Here is an 18,685-nt window from a genome sequence, read left to right as displayed (position 1 = left end):
CCTCAATGCCCCACGGCGAAGGCGATCGGTGCGCTGCGCGCCAGACCGCCCCGGCACTTGAGCACGCGCAATTGCGCCGGGCGGGCATCGATGGCAATGCGCAGCGCGGCCGGCGACGGGTTGACCGCTTCGCTCAAGGGGCGCCACGCGAACGCCAGGGTCTGGCCGGTTTCCGCCGCCACCTGCAAACGGCGCAAGGCGCGGTCATCGGCCTTGTGCGGCCAGCACAGCACCGCGCCGCAACTGCCCGAGCGCAGGCATTGTTCCGCCGCCCACAAGGCATCGCGTTCACTGGCCTGGATCACCGACAACTGGCGCAGATCGACCCCGGCATTGGCCCACGCCTGCGGGTATGGCACGAACGGCGGCGCCACCAGCACGATGCGTTCGCCCGCTGCCGACAGCCGCGCCAACGTCGGCCACACCAGTTGCAGTTCGCCAACGCCGGGCCCGGCCAGGAGGATTTCGCTCAGCGCCGCTTCCGGCCAGCCGCCACTGGGCAAGGCCGCATCCAGCGCCGCGTGCCCGGTGGGTTGCGGGCTGGCGGTGGGTGGCGCAGGCCGGCCCTTCCAGACCTGGCCGCCATTGAACAGCGTATCCAGCGCAACGACGGCACCCATCAGCCTTGCCTCACCAGACCGCAGAACACCCCTTCGATGGCCAGATCCTGATCGGCCCGCACCACAATCGGCTGGTACGCCGGGTTGCGCGGCAACAGGCGAACCTCATCGCCGATCCGCTCGAAGCGTTTGATGGTGACTTCACCGTCGAGTCGCGCCACCACGATCTGGCCGTTGAGCGCCTCGGGGTTGCGGCGTACGCCGACCAGATCGCCGTCGAGAATGCCGTCCTCGATCATCGAATCGCCCTGCACCCGCAGCATGTAGTCGGGCGTGCGGGAGAACAGTGCGGGGTCGAGCATCAGCCGATTGTGCAGGTCGGCATCGGCGCCGATGGGGGCACCGGCAGCGACCCGGCCGAGTACCGGGACTTCGAGCAGTTCCGGCCGCGCCGGCTGCCCGAGCAGGCGAATGCCCCGGGCCTGATGCGGATTGACCTCGATAAACCCGGCTTCGGTGAGCGCCAGCACATGCTTGCGCGCCACGCTGCGGGAGGCAAAACCAAAAGCCTCGCTGATTTCAGCGAGGCTTGGGGGCTGACCGTGTTCGGCGATGCGTTCGCGGATAAAGGTCAGGATGGCGGTACGGCGGGGAGTCAGATTTGTCATGGAGTACATTTGTACTCTTGTGGGAATTTCCTGACAAGCACCGCCAGTCAGCTCAAACCTACTGATGATCGTTCCCACGCTCTGCGTGGGAATGCAGCCCGTGACGCTCCGCGTCACTGGACGCAGAGCGTCCCTAGAGGCATTCCCACGCAGAGCGTGGGAACGATCAAAGCGGACGGTTCGGCGCCTCGACGTGGGAACGATCTCTCCGTCAGCTCAACCCCCGCTCCGCCAGAAACCCTGCGATGTAGTCGATAAACGCCATAACCTTGGCCGTCGCCCGCCGATGGCTCGGGTACACCGCCAGAATGTGCGGGCCAAAACTGTCCGGGTCGATCTCGTAATCGGCCATGACCCGCACCAGTCGCCCGTCGGCGATATACGGCGCGGCGCTCCACAGCGGCGTATGCAACAAACCGCGTCCGGCGAGAGCGCTGGCCAGCAGCAAATCGTAATTGTCACTGCGCAACAACGGTGCCGCCGGCTGCGCCAGGCTCAGGCGCTGACCGTCGCGCTCGGCCCACCAGAATTCGCGGCTGAGCAACGGATGCCGATACAGCAGCCACTCATGCTGATCGAGGGTCTGCGGTGTGACCGGCAAGTCCTTGCGCGCCAGGTATTCAGGGCTGCCACACAGCGCCAGCCGATTGCTGCCGACCACCCGGGCAATCAGCCCCGGCAAATCATCGTGCCCTTCGCGCAGCGCCAGGTCGTAGCCGCTTTCCAGCAGATTGACGAATTCATCGCACAAATCCACTTGCAGGCTGATCTGCGGGTATTGCTGCAAAAAGCCGTCGCACACCTGATCGAGAAACGCCCGCCCGTAAGCCAGCGGCGCAGTGATTTTCAGGCTGCCGCGCAGGCCGTGCTGCAACTGCTCGATTTCCTCGCTGGCCTCGTCCAGCCGTTGCAGCACCAGGCGTGCGGTTTCCAGATAGAGCCGGCCGATTTCAGTCAGCAGTATCCGCCGCGTGCTGCGCTCGAACAGCCGCGCGCCGAGCTCGGATTCCAGATGATTGACCGCTTTGGTCAGGGCCGACGGGGTCTTGCCCAGTTGCTCGGCAGCGCGGCTGAAACTGCCGAGCTGCGCGGTGACCACAAACATTTTCAGTGCACCCAGCTTGTCCATGCTTTTTCCATTCAGGCAAAAACGTTTTTCGTGAGGGAGGCGTTCTGTCGGGCGTTGGCAGCCACTAATCTGGCCATCAGACGCAATAACACGGAAATGTTCAATGAAAAGATTCATCCCGCATTTCGCAAAAAACGTGCTGATCGCCGCGGTGAGTTTTGCCTCGATGGAAGCCATGGCCGCGACCGATCTGGTGCTGCTCAATGGCAAGATTTTCACCGCCGACCGCGCTCAACCGAAGGCTCAGGCGCTGGCCGTGGAGAACGGCAAAGTGTTGAAAGTCGGCAGCGATGCGCAGATCAAGGCCTTGATCGAACCCGGCACCCAAGTGATCGACCTGAAAGGCCAGACGCTGATGCCCGGCCTGATCGACAGCCACTCCCACGCGATTTTCGGCGGACTGGAAATGGTCTCGGCCAACATGGAAGACGAAGTGGTCGGTCTGGATGAACTGGAAAAACGCCTGCGCGACTGGCGTGACGACGGCAAGGCCCGGCATGGCGACGTATTGAGTGTGGCCGGCATGAGTTCGGCGTACTGGGCCAGGGCTGAAGCGCTGGGCAACCTCTTCAACCATGGCGAATGGGCCGACGTGCCGGTGGTGTTCACCGGCAGCGATCACCACACCGCATGGGCCAACAACGTGATGCTCAAGCGTGCGGGGATCGACGCCGCGCTGTTGAAAACCCTGCCGGACGCGGAAAAAGACACCATCGGCAAACTGCCCAGCGGTGAGCCGAACGGTTTTGTGGTCGATGCCGGCTGGGATCGCGTCGCCTCGAAAATACCGGCGCCGAGCCCGGCCGACCTGCTCAAGGCTGCGCAATCGGCGGTGCGTTTCAACAACAGCCTCGGCATCACCGCGTGGATGGACCCCGCCGCCAACGCCGCGCCGGGCGAGCCGGTGTTCGCCCTCAAGCCCACCGAGAAAACCGTCGGCGTATTGCCGGCCTACAAAGCCCTGTCGGAAAGCGGCGGCATGACCGCCCACGTCGCCGCGCTGCTGGTGGCCAACTCGAAAAGCGTCCCGGCCGATCTCGACACCCTCGACAAGGTTCGTCGGCAGTTCCAGGGCATCCCCAACCTGACGCTGCCGGGGATCAAGATCTTCGCTGACGGTGTGATCGAATACCCGGCCCAGAGCGCGGCGATGATCGATCCCTACAGCAACTCGCACAAACAGGGCGAACTGCTGATCGATCCGCAGCACTTCGGCGAACTGGTCAGCGCCATCGACCAGCGCGGCTGGCTGGTGCACATCCACGCCATCGGCGACCGTGCCGTGCGCGAATCACTGAACGGCATCGCCCAGGCGCGCAAGGACCGGCAGAGTGGCGTGACGCATTCGATCACCCACCTGCAAATGGTCAACCCGAAGGAGTTCGCCCGTTTCAAGCCGCTGAACGTGATCGCCTCGATGCAACTGCTCTGGGCCAGCGCCGACGACTACACCACCGACATGATCAAGCCTTACGTCAGCGCCCTCGCCTTCCGCTATCAATACCCGGCACATTCGCTGCTCAAGCAGGGCGCGACGATTGCCGGTGCCAGCGACTGGCCGGTGTCCTCGCCAAACCCGTGGAACGCCATGGCCCAGGCCATCACCCGCACCGGGCCGCTGGGCGTGCTCAACGCCGACGAACGCCTGGACCGCGAAACCATGTTCTACGCCTACACCGCCAACGCCGCGCGGACCATCGGCCTGGAACAACAGATCGGCTCGCTGAGCCCCGGCAAACAGGCCGATTTCATCGTGCTCGATCGCGACGTGTTCAGCGTCGATGACAAAGCCCTGCATGACACCCAGGTCCTGCAAACCTGGTTCGCCGGCCGTCAGGTCTATACCGCCGCTCAATGACAACAACTGTTCTCCTGTGGGAGCGAGCTTGCTCGCTCCCACAAGTTTTCTCTTTCTGCCCCATAACAACCACAACAACGGGACTTCACATGAAAGCCTTGCCCCTGTTCGCCCTCACTTCCTTGAGCCTGCTGCCCCTGAGCAGCCACGCAATTGCCCTGAACGATGATTTTGCGGTGCTGGTCGACCTGACCCTGGCCAGTGATTACCGCACCCGCGGCATCTCCCAGACCCAGAACGATCCCGCCGTGCAGGCCGGTCTGACCCTGGCCCACAGCAGCGGCCTGTACCTGGGCGCGTGGAGTTCGAACGTCGATTTCGGCGGTGGCCTGAAAACCCGTCAGGAAGTCGACTACTACGCCGGCTGGCTGTGGCAGGCGACCGAAGCCGTGAGTCTGGATCTGGGCTACATCAAATACGCGTACCCCAAGGAGAGCCAGTTCAACCAGAGCGAGGTGTACTCGATTCTCAGCGCTTACGGCGTGAAACTCGCGGCGTATTACTCCAGTGACGCGCCGGGCATCGACAGCAAACAGAGCTCGCTCTACAGCTACATCGGCTATGAAACCGGATTGCCGTTCGATTCCGGGCTGAAACTGCGCTACGGCAACATGGACTTCAAGGACCCGCATATGTATTCGGCGTCCGGACACAGCGATGAGTCCTACCGGGAGTGGGAAGTCAAACTGACCCACAACCTGGCCGGCGTGGTGCTGGGTCTGAGCTACATCGACACCGATCTCTCGCAGAGCCAGTGCCTGAGCAGTTGGGGCTTCAAGGACGTGTGCACGGCGACGGTCGTCGCCAGCGTCAGCAAATCTTTCTGACCGAACGCAAAACTCTGGTGGGGGACCAGATCGCTGGCCCCACATTTTTTGCACTCAGCGTGATTTTGTTACTGGATGTTTACGGAATTTTTACCAACGCCCTTCTACAGTTACGCGCGTAACCGCATGGGTTCCGACTGACGTAGAGGAAAGTATCGAAATGGCTTTGGGCAAAGGACTGCGTTTACCGTCCATCACTCCGACCCGGCTGGTGCTGCTGTTTTCGCTGGCACTGGTGGCGCTGTACAACCTGGCGACCTGGAAGGCGCTGGGAACACTGATTACCCTGCAAGGTGCACAGAAACTGGCGTTTTTCGCGTCCTTCGGGCTGTTTCTCTGGGCGGCGATCACGCTGCTGCTGACCCTGGTGTCGTTTCGCTGGACGCTGAAACCGGCGCTGACGCTGGTGGCCCTGCTCTCGGCCTGCGCGGCGTATTTCATGAACGAATACGGGATCACCATCGACACGGTGATGATCCAGAACGTGTTCGAAACCAATCCCGAGGAAGCCACCGCGCTGTTCAGCGGCAAACTGCTGGCTTATGTGCTGTTGCTCGGCGTGTTGCCGGCCGTGCTGATCTGGCGCTGGCCGGTGGTTTATCGACCGTTCTTTCGGGGCTTGCTGAACAAGGTGCTGGTGATAGCGGCTTGCGTGTTGGTGATCGGCGCTTCGGTGGGCGCGTTCTATTCGACCTACGCGCCGATCTTTCGCGAGGAAGACAAGCTCACCCACTTCATCAACCCGACCAACTACATCTACGCGATCAGCAAATACACCAAGCAACGGCTGGGGATCAAAAAGCATTTCGTGGTGCAGGCCATCGGCGAAGACGCGGTAATGAGCGCCAAGGCAGCCAGTCGCGAGAAGAAATCGCTGATGGTGTTCGTAGTGGGCGAAACCGCCCGGGCCGACCATTTCTCGCTTAACGGTTACGAGCGCGAGACCAATCCGCAGCTGAGCAAACTCGACATCCTCAATTTCACCCAAGTGCATTCCTGCGGCACTTCGACGGCGGTGTCGGTGCCGTGCATGTTCTCGATGTTCCCGCGCGAGGACTACAGCGACAAGAAAGGCAAAACCTACGAAGGCCTGCTCGACATCCTGCAACGGGCCGGCGTGCAGGTGCTGTGGCTGGACAACAACAGCGACTGCAAGGGCACCTGCCTGCGCGTGCCGAACCGCGACATCGCGAAGAACCAGCCGGGACCGTTCTGCGACGGCAACAACTGCCTCGACGAAGCACTGCTGGCCGACCTGCAAGGCTACATCGACAGCCTCAAGGGCAACGCGATCATCGTCCTGCACGCCGACGGCAGCCACGGCCCGGAATACTACGAGCGCTACCCCAAGGACATGGAGCGCTTCAAACCGATCTGCCACACCAACCAGCTGGGCAGTTGCAGCCGTGACGAACTGGTCAACGTCTACGACAACACGATCCTCTACACCGACCATTTCCTGGCCAAGGTAATCGAACTGCTCAAACGCAATCAGGATCACCTCGATACGTCGATGCTGTACGTCTCCGACCATGGCGAATCGCTGGGCGAGAACGGTCTGTACCTGCACGCCGCGCCTTATGCGCTGGCGCCGGAAGCGCAGACCCATGTGCCGATGGTGATGTGGTTCGGCAACAACACCCTGGCGCAACTCGGCATCGACCGTGGCTGCCTGCAAGGCAAAAGCAGCCAATCGGATCTGAGCCATGACAATCTGTTTCACTCAGTGCTGGGGTTGTTCGAGGTCAGGACGTCGCTGTATCAGCCTGGGCTGGACATTTTCCATGGTTGTCGGCCGGCAATGACGGCGGGACAGTGATCCCCTCCAGCTGCGCCAGATAGGCCCACGGGTAAATCCCGCGTTGATGGCCGTCGCTGAACACCAGTTGCAGACCGTACCCCTGAGCGTTCAATTCGATGACCCGCACACGCGGGTCAATCATTGGCGGCGAGCCCCGCAGGCGAAACGCCCGGCATTGCGAGCACGGGCATTGGCGGCGCAGTTCGGCATGGTCCAGCAGCTGCTCGCGGCCATCCGGCCAGCTCAGCCGTAACCGGTGCTCACGTCGGGAATTGCCGACCGACAGCGGATTCATTGCAGCTGACTCAAGGCAATCCGCACGGCTTTGCGCACTTCCGGGTCGCCGTCGTCCTGCGCGGCCTGCAATGCCGCCACCGCCCCGCGATCATTCAATTCGCCGAGGGCCAGCGCGGCTTCCTTGCGCAGGTTGCTGATGCGATGGCCGAGGGTGTCGATCAGGGCATCGAGTGCCGGCACATAGCGCAAACGGCCGAGGCTGCGGGTCGCGCGCAGACGAACCTGCCAGTAATCGTCATCCAGGGCTTCGATCAGCGCCGGGCCCGCATCTGTATGGCCGACCTTGCCAAGGGTGGTTGCGGCTTCTTCGCGTACTTGCCAGGCCTGATCCTGCAAGGCCTGACGCAACGCGGGCAGCACCTCGGCATCACTCGCCAGGCCCAGGGCGCCGGTGGCGGCGCGACGTACTTCGGTGTCCGGGTCATCACTCGCCAAGCGGGCCAGGCCCGGCAGTGCGTCGAGCTGCTTGAGCCAGCCGAGCACCCCGACAGCTTCGCGGCGGACACTGGCATCGGCATCGTTCAGCGCCTGAATCGCGGCCGACGCAGCGCCGGGGAAACGCAACTCACGCAAGGCCCGGAACGCGGCAATCCGCACGCCGGTTTCGACATGGGCGGTCCACGGCAGAATCACCCGGCCCGCCGCTTCGGTCTTGAGCAGGCTCAGGCTCTGCGCCGCAGCGGCCTGCACCGCCGGCGACGGATCCGTCAGCGCCTGGCACAGCGCTTCAACCACCGGCTCATCTTCCCAGGCCTCCAACAGGCGCGCCGCTTCGGCACGCACTTCTTCGGCAGGGTCTTCGGCCAGGCGCTCGACCAGCCAGAGCAGACCGTCCGGTTCTTCGAGGTCGGCCAGGTCGATCAGGGCAATCCGCCGTACCCCGGCGTCATCGGCCGTCAGACGCGGTTGCAGGGCGAGAATGTCGTCGTTATCGGTCACCGCAAAAAATGAGGTCATAGGGCAAATCTCGGCAAGGGGTTTTCAGGAGGCAAGCCGAGCGGATTGAGGCGCGGCAGCGGTCGGTCGTTGTCGTGGCGCAGCAGGTCGAGGCAGTGGCGCTTGAGGCGCGAGAACGCATGGCTGGTCACCAGTTCAGTGGTGCGTGGCCGGGGGAAATCCAGGCGCAGGTCTTCAAGGATCCGCCCATCCGGGGTTTGCATCACGCTCATCAGGCTTTCCCTCGTGGTCGATGCCAGGGCGTGAACAGCCCGCCCAGGCGTTTGATCAGCAGGCTGCTGCCCATGCCCAACACGCCGATCAGCAACATGCCGACCACGATGTCGGCGTAGTTCTGAATGGTGTAGGACTCCCAGGTGTAGTAACCGATGCCGAACTGGCCGGAGATCATTTCGGCAGTCACCAGACAGAACCACGAGGTGCCCATGCCGATGGCGAGGCCGGTGATGATGCTCGGCGCGGCGCCCGGCAGAATCACTTCCAGCAGGATCGCCCGGCGCGCGGCGCCAAGGCTTTTGGCCGAGGCGATCAGGCGCGGGTCGACGCCTTCGACGCCGTGCACGGTGTTGAGCAGGATCGGGAACAGCGCGCCGGTGAAGGTGATGAACACCATCGACAGTTCAGACGACGGGAACATCAGGATCGCCAGTGGAATCCAGGCGACGGCGGGGATCGGGCGCAGCACTTCCAGGGGTGGTAGCAGCAGGTCTTCGGCCCACCTGGAACGGCCGATGGCCAGGCCCAGGGCGATGCCGGCCACCATAGCGGCGAGGTAGCCCGCGAAGACCCGGCCGAGGCTGGCGCTCAGGTGCTGGATGAGCTTTCCGGAGTCGCCGAGGCCGAGGGCGGCTTCGATCACGGCCAACGGGGTCGGGACGTTGGCGAAGGTGACGAGGCCGAGGTTCCAGTGATGGCTGGCGGCGAGTTGCCAGAAGAGCAGGCAGAGCAGCAGTGAGGCGGCTCGGGGGATCCAGCGTGAAAACATATATCACCTCTGATCGTTCCCACGCTCTGCGTGGTAATGCCGCCATGGACGCTCCGCGTCCACTGTGACGCAGAGCGTCACGGGATGCATTCCCACGCAGAGCGTGGGAACGATCTTCGCTTGAGTTAACGGGTGGCAACGGCCTGGGTCGTGGCGTCGGTGAAATCAAAGACTTTCCCGCCCTGAGCGGAGGCAAATTGCTGGGCCTGGCCTTTGAGCAAAAACGCGCTGAGGCGCCCCTTCCCATCACTGGCAAACCACGCCTGCTCCGCCAGCAATTTGATCCCGCTGTCACTCGCCTGCGCATACACCGCCCGGATGCTCTTGCCTTCCGACTTCAGTCCCGCCAGTGCGGTAAATGCCTCTCCTGCCGAGGCATAGCGCCGGACCTTGTCCTCACCCCGCACCCAGATTTCCGCGACATGGCTGAAATCGCTGATGGTGTTTCCAGTCGCCGCATCGACAGACTTCAATGGCGTCTGCGCGTAATTGGCCACTTGCGCCGTGTAATCCAGATTCGAGGCCTTGAACGCGGCACGGATGTACTGATCGTCGATAAAGGTGTTCAGATCGAGCCCGCGATCGGCCTTCTTCAGCAACTTCAGCGTGTCGATCGCGGTGCCCACAGCCTGGCGGTATTCCGGCTTCCAGCTCAGGTCGCGGGTCTGCACGCCGAGCGGGCCGTGGAACAGATAATTGACCTCGGCATCGACGCCAGTGACCCTGGCGATCAGTTCGCTGTACTTCTCGGGCTCGGCGGCCAGCAGTTGATTGGCCTCGATGCTGGCGCGCAGGTAAGCGACGACGATTTCCGGGTACTTTTTCGCGTAGGCCTGATCCACCAGTGCACCGTGGAAGGTTGGCGCATTGGCCTGGGCGCCGTCGTAGATCTTGCGGGCGAAGCCACGGCTCGGGAACAGTTCGGCGAACGGTACGAAGTCGGCGTGTGCGTCGATCTTGCCGGCCTGCAACGCGGAACCTGCAACCTCCGGCGGCTGGGCGATGATGTTCACATCTTTCAGCGGATCCCAGCCCTGCTCTGCCACGGCGCGCAGCAACATGCCGTGGGCGGTGGAGGCGAACGGCACGGAAATGGTCTTGCCCTTGAGCTCGCTCAGCGACTGCACGCCGGACGCGCTCGGCACCACGATCCCGTTGCCGCTGCCCTTGATGCTGCCCGACAGCACGCTGATGAACAGGCTGTGTTTGCCGGCAGTTTCAAACGCCACGCCGTTGAAGGCACCCGGGAAATCAGCCATGGCGCCGAAGTCGAGTTTGCCGGCGACCATTTCATTGGTCAGCGGTGCGCCGCTGGTGAAGTTCTTCCACTGCACGTCGTACTTGGCGTCTTTGTAGGCGCCGTCGTGAGGCAGGTATTTGTCGAGCAGGCCCAGTTCACGAATCAACAGCCCGCCAGCGGCGCAGTTGATGGTGGTGTCCTGGGTGCCGATGGCAATGCGGATGGTTTCGGCCGAGGCCGACGAGGTGAACGAAGCCAGTACCAGACCGGCGATTGCTGCACGCAACATGGCTGAATCCCCTCGAATCATTTTCAGAATGTTCGTCTCCGCCGCGATCAGGGCGCGGTGGGAAACGAGGGGTGTTTGGTGAATCCAGCGTCCGGGGTTTACGGATGGCTTTGGGACTATCTGTGCGGGCATCTTCGCGAGCAAGCTCGCTCCCACATGATCGTCGGTTTACTCATTATTTGCGGCTGACTTCTATCCACTGTGGGAGCGAGCTTGCTCGCGAAAGCGGACTACCGGTCAACGCAGTAAATATGGAATTTCGACTTTAACGGCACCGGTCGGGCAGTCCTTTTCACAAGGCATGCAGTACCAGCATTCGTCGAACGCCATGTAGGCCTTTTGCGTGGCCGGGTTGATCGCCAGCAGATCCATCGGGCAGACGTCGACGCACACGGTGCAGCCCTTTTCGGCGATGCATTTGTCCTCGTCCACGGTGACGGGGGCATTGGAGCGGAAGAAGATTTCCTGGGCTTGATAGGCCATGGTTCGGACTCTCTCTGGTGATGCCTCAAGCGGCGAAAGCGCCAACCCGAAGGCGGTCGTAGGCCTGCATTTCCTCGGCATCGAGCGGGATGATGTATGGCTCGACGGCTTTCTTGAAACTGGTCATGCGCCCGTCCTCGCCCTTCTTCAGGTGGCAGTGGCAGAACCATTCGCGGTCATCCCGTTGTGGGTGATCGACGCGGTAGTGGTACAGGCCCCAGCGGCTTTCGGCGCGGAACAGCGAGGCGCGGGCGGCCATTTCGGCGCAGTCGCGGATCACGCTGGTTTCCATTGCACGCATCAGTTCGTGGGCGTTGTTGGCCTTCATCTCGTTGAGATCGCGTTCGATGTCGCCGAAGCGTTGCAGGCCGATTTCCATCTTCCTGGTCACTTTCGGCGGTTGCAGGTAGTCGTTGACGAAGCGCCGCAGCTTGTACTCGACCTGGGCCGGCGGCAGGCCGTGCTCGCGGTCCAGCGGTGCGTAGACCCGGGCCTTTTCCTTCGCGATCTGCTCGGCATCCAGCGCGGAGAATTCGCGCCCGGCGACAAATTCCGCCGCGTTGTTGCCCGCGAACCAGCCGTAGGTGAACGCGCCCAGCATGTAGTTGTGCGGCACGGCGGCCATGTCACCGGCCGAGTACAAACCTTTCACCGAGGTTTCGGCGCGCTCGTTGACCCACACGCCGGACGCCGAATGACCGCTGCAAAAACCGATTTCCGAGATGTGCATCTCGACCATCTGCGTGCGGTAATCGGTGCCGCGATTGGCGTGGAACTGGCCGCGACTCGGGCGCTCGTTGCTGTGCAGGATTTCCTCGATGTTCTGGATGGTTTCTTCGGCCAGGTGATCGAGCTTGAGGAACACCGGGCCGTTGCCACTTTCCAGTTCCTGGTGGAACTCCCACATCATCTGCCCGCTCCAGTAGTCGCACTCGATGAAGCGTTCGCCCTTGTTGTTGGCGGTATAACCGCCGAGCGGGCCGGTGACGTAGGCGCAGGCCGGGCCGTTGTAATCCTTGATCAATGGGTTGATCTGGAAGCACTCCAGGTTCGCCAGTTCGGCGCCGGCGTGATAGGCCATCGCATAACCGTCGCCAGCGTTGGTCGGGTTTTCGTAGGTGCCCATCAGGTAACCCGAGGACGGCAGGCCCAGACGCCCGGCCGCGCCGCAGGCAAGGATCACAGCCTTGGCCTTGATCACATGGAAGTCGGCGGTGCGGCAGTCGAAGCCCATCACGCCGTTGACGGCGCCCTCCTCGTCGGTCAGCAAACGGGTGCAGACGAGGCGATTGGTGATGTTCACTCGCGCCCGTTTCAACTGGCGATAAAGAACCTTCTTGATGTCGTGCCCTTCCGGCATCGGTAGCACGTAGGCGCCCATGTGGTGGACTTTCTTCACCGCGTAATCACCGGTTTCGTCCTTCTCGAACTTCACGCCCCAGCGGTCGAGCTGCTCGATGGTTTCGAAACTGTGGGTGGCATAGGCGTACACCGCCGCCTGGTTGACGATCCCGTCGTTGGCGATGGTGATTTCCTTGGTGTACTGCTCGGGCGTCGAGTGGCCGGGGATGATCGCGTTGTTCAAGCCGTCCATGCCCATGCTGATGGCGCCGCTGCGCTTGACGTTGGCCTTGTCCACCAACAGCACGCGCAGGTCCTTGTTCTTTTCCTTGGCCTTGATCGCGGCCATCGGGCCAGCGGTGCCGCCGCCGATCACGACGATGTCGTATTCCTGTTCGAGTGTCGTTCGACTCATGCCTGCTCCCCTTTTTGCCGGTCGATCCGCAGGCGGTACTGGAACGCATCGCCACGGTAGTAAAGGTGTTCGAAGTCCAGCGGTTGACCGTTGGCATCGTGGGTCAGACGCTCGATGCGCATGATCGGCGAGCCGGCCTCGACGTTCAGCGCCTGGGTCAGGTCGCTATCGGCCAGCACCGCGTCGATGGCCAGATCGGCATGGCCGAGGGCAATGCCGCAGTCGTTTTCCAGGATCAGGAAGATGTCGCGGGTCACCAGATCGGCCTTCTTCAACCGCTCGCCTATGGCTTTGGGCAGATAGGTGATTTCCAGCGAGATCGGCTCGCGGTTGATCAGCCGTACGCGTTTGATCTGGGCGACGATTTCGCCTTCGGCGACCTGCAAGCGCTCGGCGACCCGTTTGTCGGCGGCGATGAATTTGAAGCTGCGCAGGCGGTTGATCACCTCGTAGCCACGGCCGGTCATGGACTCGGCGAGGCCTTGCAAGGTGCTGACGTTTTGAAAAGTCTTGGGTTTGGCGACGAAGGTGCCTTTGCCGTGGATCTTGAAGATCAGCCCTTCCTTCTGCAGATCGCCCAGGGCCTGACGCACGGTGATGCGGCTGACCTTGAACAGCGTGCCGAGCTCGCTTTCGGACGGCATCTGGCTGTCTTGCGGGTATTCGCCGTCGAGAATGCGGGCGCGCAGCACGTCGCGCAGTTGGGTGTGCAGCGGGACACTTGATAAGGAGAGCGGGCTTGAGGAGAGAGCGTTATCGGTCATCACGGGATCACTTGTTATAACGAGTTATGACGTGATCTTAGAGACGTTATGACAAGCTTGAGAAATACCGAATGAGCATAAGGTTAGATGTCCAACACCATCCCCTGTGGGAGCGAGCTTGCTCGCGATAGAGGTGTATCAGTCACCCAAGTTATTGACTGACAGGACGCTATCGCGAGCAAGCTCGCACACAGGGGGTACGGTGTGGTCTGGGGAATTATTGGCGCTTGAGAATCTGATCCATGACCCAATCGGTTTTCAGCGCTTCGGCGGCGACTGCCGGGTGCCTGGACTCACCGCGAATCTGCGCGTTCATTCCGAGTACGTGGTGCCACTGGATGTGCTCGTGATGGGGGATTTCCAGGCTGATGTCTTCGTCGGCATGCAGCTCGACCGGATGCTCGTCGAACACCGAAAAACCGATCCGCCCTTGGCTGCCGATAATCTCGACCCGATCCTCGCGCCGATCCGCAACAAAGCTCCAGCAGCCCATGCCCAATGCGCCCGAGGCGAATCGCCAACTGGCGCTGACCGCATCTTCCGCCGCGTACAGCCCGGCCTGACGCGCCGTGAAACCTGCGACTTCCACGATGTCACCGAGCAGATACTGGAACAGGTCGAACCCATGGCTGGCCAGATCCGCAAAATACCCGCCACCCGCCACCGTTGGATCGGTGCGCCAGTTCGCGCTGCCGTCCAGATCCTTCGGTGAAGGCGCTTTGGTCAACGTCCAGCTCAGGTGCCGCACCTCGCCGATCCGCCCCTGCTCCAGCCATTGCCGAACCTGCTGGAATCGCGGCAACGAACGGCGGTAATAGGAGACGAACAGGTGCAGACCGGCCTCGGCGAACACCTGCTGCATCTCACGGCTTTGCCCGGCATTGAGGGCCATGGGTTTTTCCACGCAACAATGCTTGCCGGCGGCGGCGACTTTCAGGCTGTAGGCGTGATGGCTGTCGGGGGGTGTGGCGATGTACACCGCGTCCACTTCAGGGTCGTTGATCAGGGCATCGACGTCGGTGCAGATCCGGGCGATGCCGTGGCGCGCGGCATAATCGGTCACGGCTTCGAGGCGTCGCCCCATCACCGCCACCAACGCCGAGCCGGGCGCCTTGTAAAAGGCCGGCCCGCTCTTGCGTTCGGCGACGCTGCCGCAACCGATCATGCCCCAACGCACCACCTTCATTCTTGTGCCTCAGCCAATGCGCAGTGCGCGCAAGTCGAGGTGACCGTTTTGCAGCGGCGGACACCAGTAGTAGCCGCCGGTGATCGGCCGGCTGATGCGATACAGGCCGTCAGTGATGCCGTCCTCCAGACCGCTCATGCGGCGTAGTTGCGCTTCGAAAGCGTCAAGGGAGAAACCGAACGCGAGGAACATCAGGCCGGCGCGGTCGCCTTCGATCCACGGCATCGAACGGCGCAAGACGAAGGCTTCCGGGGCGAAGCTTTCCTGGGCGGTGCGCTTGACGTGGGCGGACACCGGGGCGTCGTCGATCTCTTCGTTGTCGCTCAGGCGACGGCCCATGATGTTGTCCTTGTCTTCGGCGGACAGCGCATGGAAACCCTTGAGGTCGTGCTGCCATTGCTGGATCGCGGCGAAACTGCCACCCACCAGACCGTCCGCACCTTCACTTAACAGTGCGGCGGCGATGGCGGCTTCGTCGTGCGGGTTTTCAGTGCCGTCTTCATAACCGGTGAGGTCATGGCCGTCCTTGTGGCGGAAGGTTTCCTGCATCTGCACCAGACGCAGTGCCGGGGCCAGTGTGGCCTCAAGTGCGGTGCTGCGGTTGAGCAGTTCGCCACGGTCGACGCCGTGCAGCCAGACCCACAGGGCGTGCTGGGTCGACGGGTTTTCCACGCCGACGCCGGTCAGCGCCGGGAAGCTGCGCAGGCCGTCGATCTTCACATTCAGAGCCTTGGCCAGGGATTCACCGAAACCGATTACCGCCGACTTGCCGTCCACCAGATTCAGCAGGTTGTCGATCGCCTGCGGCAGCGCTTCAACCGACTCGAGGGCGAAAAACAGGTGACGTGCTTGCGGCGGAACTGGGGTGGCGAGGATGCCCGGCTGGTAGTAACTCATGTCGACTCCTTGGAAAGAGCGCGGAGTTTAACTGTAGGCGGAAGATTTGTGTGGGATCAGATGACGCACTCGCTGCGCCACGCACTCGGACTTTTCCCCGTCCAGCGTTTGAACGCCCGCCGAAAACTGCGCACGTCGCTATAGCCGACCTGTTCGGTGATGCGTTCGATCGGCATGTCGGGATTGGCCAGCAGGCTCATGGTTCGCGCCTGGCGCACTTGCTCCAGGAGTGCCTCGAAAGTCAGAGAGTGCTCGGTCAGCCGCCGACGCAAAGTACGGCTGCTCATATTCAAGTCGCCAGCGATCTTTTCAATGTGGCTGCCCCGGCTCAGGTCCCGGGCAATCGCCCGCTCTACTGCCTGGATCAGATCAAGTTTCTGATGAACCTGCGCCGCTTCCAGTTCCAGCAACTTGACCGCCTGACGCAGCGCCAGCGAATGGTGGTTGGGCAAATTCACATCCAGCCACTGCACGTCGATCAGCATGCGATTGTGCAGGCAGCCGAAGCGCACGTCCGGCCCCAGCAGCCGCCGGTATTCATCGACGTAATCCGGCGCGGCGTGCATGAATTGCACGGCAATCGGCTTGAACGTCTCGCCCACCAGCGCCCGGCCGTAGACCAGCAGGCTGGCGAAAAACTCTTCGACCGCGAACACCTGCACCTCGGCAAACGGCAACCGGCATTCAACGTCGACATACACCTGATCACCCACCACATCGACGCTGGAAACCACAATCCCGCCGGACGTGTGCTGATGCCGAACCCCGATTTCGAACGCGTCGCGCAAGGTCTTGCACAGCGACAGCACATGCCCGAGCAGCCCCAGCGTACCCAGCACATTCTGCGCGCCGACCCACAGGCCCAGCCCCTGATTGGGCAACGCCTTCAGCGCCCGCTGGATCATGGCCACGGCCTGCCGGTAGGAAATCCGCTGTGCCGGATCCTGCAGGTCTTCGAAATCAAAACCCAGGCCACGGCACAGGCTCTGCGGCTCGATGCCCTTGCCGGCGACGACTTCGGCCAGGGTCTGCAACAGAAATGGCGACACCAGCGCCAGATCGAAGGTGGGGTCTTGGAGTTTTACGTTCATGGGGGCTGACATTCCGGATCACGTTGAATTGTTATTTTTGTAACCGGTTATGTCGAAGGAAGTTAGCACAGGGTTGACCGACTGTCCGCAGAAGCCCCCTTCCGTGTCCGCCAATACCCTGCCCCGGCGCGCGCCAAGGGCTTATTTCTATAGTGGCCGGGCGCCCTGCGCGCCGGCGTTGCGCCCAAACACAATAATAATGAGGACGGCCATGACCCCGAACCGCGCGACTTTCCCTGTGCAACTGGCGCTGAGCCTGCTTGGCTGCGCCGCGACCCTGCCGGTGCTGGCTACCGAAGCCGGCGTCGACAACATCGGCCCCGGAACCGACGGCTTCTTCATGTTGCCGCTGGAAGTCGACAGCCTTCCGGAGAACATGGTCGCCTTCAACCTCTACTACAACCACTACAAATCAACGAAGCTCAATATCAGCTCACTCGGCGGCAAAGTGCCGAATGTCGAGATCGAATCCACCGCAGTCATCCCGCGCCTCGATTACCTCAGCCCGGTGCGGATCTTCGGCGGACGCCTGGCCGGCTACATCGCCCAGCCGTGGCTCAAGCAGGAGGTTTCGGTATTCGGCCTCAGCGACACCCGCGAAGGCATGGGCGATACCACCATCGCGCCGATCATCCTGTGGGACATGGGCAAGAACCTGACCCTCGGCGCAGCCGTTGAAATCACCTTACCCACCGGCGAATACAGCGTCGATCGGCTGGCCAACACCAGCAATAACTTCTACACCTACAAACCGCTGTTCTCCTTCACCTGGTTGCCGACCGAACGCACCGAGGTGTCGATGAAGACCACCTACAGCTTCAACGAAAAAAACAAGGACACCGACTACAAGTCCGGCCAGATCTTCCACTTCGATTACTCGGCCAGCTACAAGATCACCGATGACCTGATGCTCGGCATCAACGGCTACTACCTCAAGCAGACCACCGACGACAAACAGTTCGGCCACACCGTGCAGTTCGCCGGTCAGGACGTTGATGACGGTGTGCGCGGCAAAGTCTTCGCCATAGGTCCGGCGTTGCACTTCACCTTCCTCAAGTACGCCAGCGCGGAGATTCGCTGGGCCAAGGAATTCGACGTAGAGAACCGGCCGGAGGGGGAAATGTTGTGGGCGAAGGTGAGTATTCCGTATGCGTTCTGAGTGCATTTGTAAGAAGGCGCGTGCGGATTTGTAGGCTGGAAACCTGAAAAACAGAGGGTGGGAATAGGCCTACAGCGGTGGTCGAGATTGCCGGACAACGGAGGGAAACGTCCGGCAGATTTCAAAGGGGGGCTTGCAGATACTGAGTCCCGCTACCTCATGGTTCCTCAAGGGCTCATGGGGTGCATCGTCTGCCAGTGACGACAATGGGCCATTCCCCCTTAAACTGCCGAGATTGAACACGGAGATCACTATGAGCATATTGCTTTCCCCGTTTTACTCTGACTTTGAATCCGAAGAAGAGGCCGAGAGCTACGATCGCTGGTTTCGCGCCAAGGTGCAGGCTGTACTGGATGACCCTCGCCCGGGCATTCCCCATAAAGAAGCCATGGTGCGGCTCGACCAACTATTAGAAGAGAAACGCAAGAATCGACCCGCTGCCGCTTGAATGGAGCAATCAAGCTCTGGACGATCTGGCTGGCATTATCGACTACGTTGAACAATACAACTCAAACGCTTCAACGGCTCTGCAGCACAAGGTTGGTGCAGCGACGCAAAGGCTTTCATCAATTCCCTATGGTTACCGGTCCGGTCGAGTGCCAGGCACTCGGGAAATGGTGGTCAATCCAAACTATCTGCTGGTCTATCGAGTGAACGGGCACATCAAAATACTGACGTTAGTCCACACCCGACGACAATACCCACGAACCTCATCAACCTAAAAAAAAGGGCGGCCAA

18 protein-coding genes and 2 pseudogenes are annotated in these 18,685 nt (G+C 61.8%); 6 read left to right on the top strand and 14 right to left on the bottom strand.

The genetic code is table 11. The annotated features are described in order from the left end of the window. Positions 1-2 precede the first annotated feature (2 nt). The 3 genes from imuA to MKZ87_RS01600 all read right to left on the bottom strand — a co-directional run bounded on the left by imuA (position 3) and on the right by MKZ87_RS01600 (position 2,357). Entirely contained in the window at positions 3-620 is a 618-nt protein-coding gene (gene imuA, locus MKZ87_RS01610; protein WP_085695894.1) for a translesion DNA synthesis-associated protein ImuA, read from the bottom strand. Next, on the bottom strand, positions 620-1,237 hold the full coding sequence (gene lexA, locus MKZ87_RS01605) for a transcriptional repressor LexA (RefSeq protein ID WP_085695893.1): 618 nt from the start codon (positions 1,235-1,237) through the stop codon (positions 620-622). The genes imuA and lexA overlap by 1 nt, the downstream gene beginning before the upstream one ends. Positions 1,238-1,439: 202 nt before the next feature. Further along, positions 1,440-2,357, bottom strand: a complete 918-nt coding sequence (locus MKZ87_RS01600) for a LysR family transcriptional regulator (protein WP_266200137.1) — start codon at positions 2,355-2,357, stop codon at positions 1,440-1,442. 103 nt (positions 2,358-2,460) lie between these two features. On the opposite strand from MKZ87_RS01600, the gene MKZ87_RS01595 reads away from it, so the two are divergent. The 3 genes from MKZ87_RS01595 to MKZ87_RS01585 all read left to right on the top strand — a co-directional run bounded on the left by MKZ87_RS01595 (position 2,461) and on the right by MKZ87_RS01585 (position 6,861). Beyond that, positions 2,461-4,215, top strand: coding sequence for an amidohydrolase (locus MKZ87_RS01595; protein WP_227232768.1), 1,755 nt, complete (start codon positions 2,461-2,463; stop codon positions 4,213-4,215). Positions 4,216-4,304: 89 nt separating this feature from the next. Continuing rightward, complete coding sequence (locus tag MKZ87_RS01590; protein ID WP_234205458.1) at positions 4,305-5,042, top strand: TorF family putative porin; 738 nt, start codon at positions 4,305-4,307, stop codon at positions 5,040-5,042. Positions 5,043-5,202: 160 nt separating this feature from the next. Further along, entirely contained in the window at positions 5,203-6,861 is a 1,659-nt protein-coding gene (locus tag MKZ87_RS01585; protein ID WP_085701867.1) for a phosphoethanolamine transferase, read from the top strand. 7 nt (positions 6,862-6,868) lie between these two features. On the opposite strand, the pseudogene MKZ87_RS01580 reads toward MKZ87_RS01585, so the two are convergent. The 11 genes and pseudogenes from MKZ87_RS01580 to MKZ87_RS01530 all read right to left on the bottom strand — a co-directional run. Then, a pseudogene (locus tag MKZ87_RS01580) lies at positions 6,869-7,138 on the bottom strand (DUF971 domain-containing protein); the annotation flags it as partial. Continuing rightward, positions 7,135-8,097, bottom strand: coding sequence for a HEAT repeat domain-containing protein (locus MKZ87_RS01575; RefSeq protein ID WP_266200135.1), 963 nt, complete (start codon positions 8,095-8,097; stop codon positions 7,135-7,137). The pseudogene MKZ87_RS01580 and the gene MKZ87_RS01575, both read right to left, overlap by 4 nt. After that, positions 8,094-8,303, bottom strand: a pseudogene (locus MKZ87_RS01570) (ABC transporter ATP-binding protein); the annotation flags it as partial. The gene MKZ87_RS01575 and the pseudogene MKZ87_RS01570, both read right to left, overlap by 4 nt. Before the next feature lie 5 nt (positions 8,304-8,308). Next, complete coding sequence (locus tag MKZ87_RS01565; RefSeq protein WP_227232771.1) at positions 8,309-9,082, bottom strand: ABC transporter permease; 774 nt, start codon at positions 9,080-9,082, stop codon at positions 8,309-8,311. 125 nt (positions 9,083-9,207) lie between these two features. Further along, positions 9,208-10,611: an ABC transporter substrate-binding protein gene (locus tag MKZ87_RS01560; protein WP_266200134.1), complete on the bottom strand. Its 1,404-nt coding sequence runs from the start codon at positions 10,609-10,611 to the stop codon at positions 9,208-9,210. A gap of 237 nt (positions 10,612-10,848) precedes the next feature. Next, positions 10,849-11,094, bottom strand: coding sequence for a 4Fe-4S dicluster domain-containing protein (locus MKZ87_RS01555; RefSeq protein ID WP_007959413.1), 246 nt, complete (start codon positions 11,092-11,094; stop codon positions 10,849-10,851). Between the two features lie 25 nt (positions 11,095-11,119). Beyond that, complete coding sequence (locus MKZ87_RS01550; protein ID WP_266200132.1) at positions 11,120-12,850, bottom strand: fumarate reductase/succinate dehydrogenase flavoprotein subunit; 1,731 nt, start codon at positions 12,848-12,850, stop codon at positions 11,120-11,122. Beyond that, complete coding sequence (locus tag MKZ87_RS01545; RefSeq protein WP_266200131.1) at positions 12,847-13,614, bottom strand: GntR family transcriptional regulator; 768 nt, start codon at positions 13,612-13,614, stop codon at positions 12,847-12,849. Before MKZ87_RS01545 ends, MKZ87_RS01550 begins: the two co-directional genes overlap by 4 nt. Before the next feature lie 217 nt (positions 13,615-13,831). Then, complete coding sequence (locus MKZ87_RS01540) at positions 13,832-14,800, bottom strand: Gfo/Idh/MocA family protein (RefSeq protein WP_266200130.1); 969 nt, start codon at positions 14,798-14,800, stop codon at positions 13,832-13,834. A gap of 9 nt (positions 14,801-14,809) precedes the next feature. Continuing rightward, entirely contained in the window at positions 14,810-15,697 is an 888-nt protein-coding gene (locus MKZ87_RS01535) for a Dyp-type peroxidase (protein WP_085701859.1), read from the bottom strand. A gap of 56 nt (positions 15,698-15,753) precedes the next feature. Then, the gene (locus MKZ87_RS01530) at positions 15,754-16,788 is read right to left on the bottom strand and encodes an AraC family transcriptional regulator (protein WP_266200129.1); all 1,035 of its coding nucleotides are present in this window, start codon (positions 16,786-16,788) and stop codon (positions 15,754-15,756) included. A gap of 211 nt (positions 16,789-16,999) precedes the next feature. Here MKZ87_RS01530 and MKZ87_RS01525 point away from each other — a divergent pair, with 211 nt between their 5' ends. The 3 genes from MKZ87_RS01525 to MKZ87_RS01515 all read left to right on the top strand — a co-directional run bounded on the left by MKZ87_RS01525 (position 17,000) and on the right by MKZ87_RS01515 (position 18,669). Next, positions 17,000-17,947 (top strand): SphA family protein, encoded by a 948-nt coding sequence (locus MKZ87_RS01525; protein ID WP_085701857.1) that lies wholly within the window; start codon positions 17,000-17,002, stop codon positions 17,945-17,947. Positions 17,948-18,200: 253 nt separating this feature from the next. After that, on the top strand, positions 18,201-18,395 hold the full coding sequence (locus tag MKZ87_RS01520) for a stability determinant (RefSeq protein ID WP_085701856.1): 195 nt from the start codon (positions 18,201-18,203) through the stop codon (positions 18,393-18,395). After that, a complete protein-coding gene (locus MKZ87_RS01515; protein ID WP_323873466.1) occupies positions 18,376-18,669 on the top strand; it encodes a type II toxin-antitoxin system RelE/ParE family toxin in 294 nt (97 codons plus the stop codon). The genes MKZ87_RS01520 and MKZ87_RS01515 overlap by 20 nt, the downstream gene beginning before the upstream one ends. The last annotated feature ends 16 nt before the right edge of the window (positions 18,670-18,685 follow it).

The organism is Pseudomonas sp. MCal1 (assembly GCF_026341415.1).
Classification (GTDB): Bacteria; Pseudomonadota; Gammaproteobacteria; order Pseudomonadales; family Pseudomonadaceae; genus Aquipseudomonas.
The sequence above is the reverse complement of the archived record's forward strand: the minus strand, read 5'-3'. Positions and strand labels throughout refer to the sequence as shown.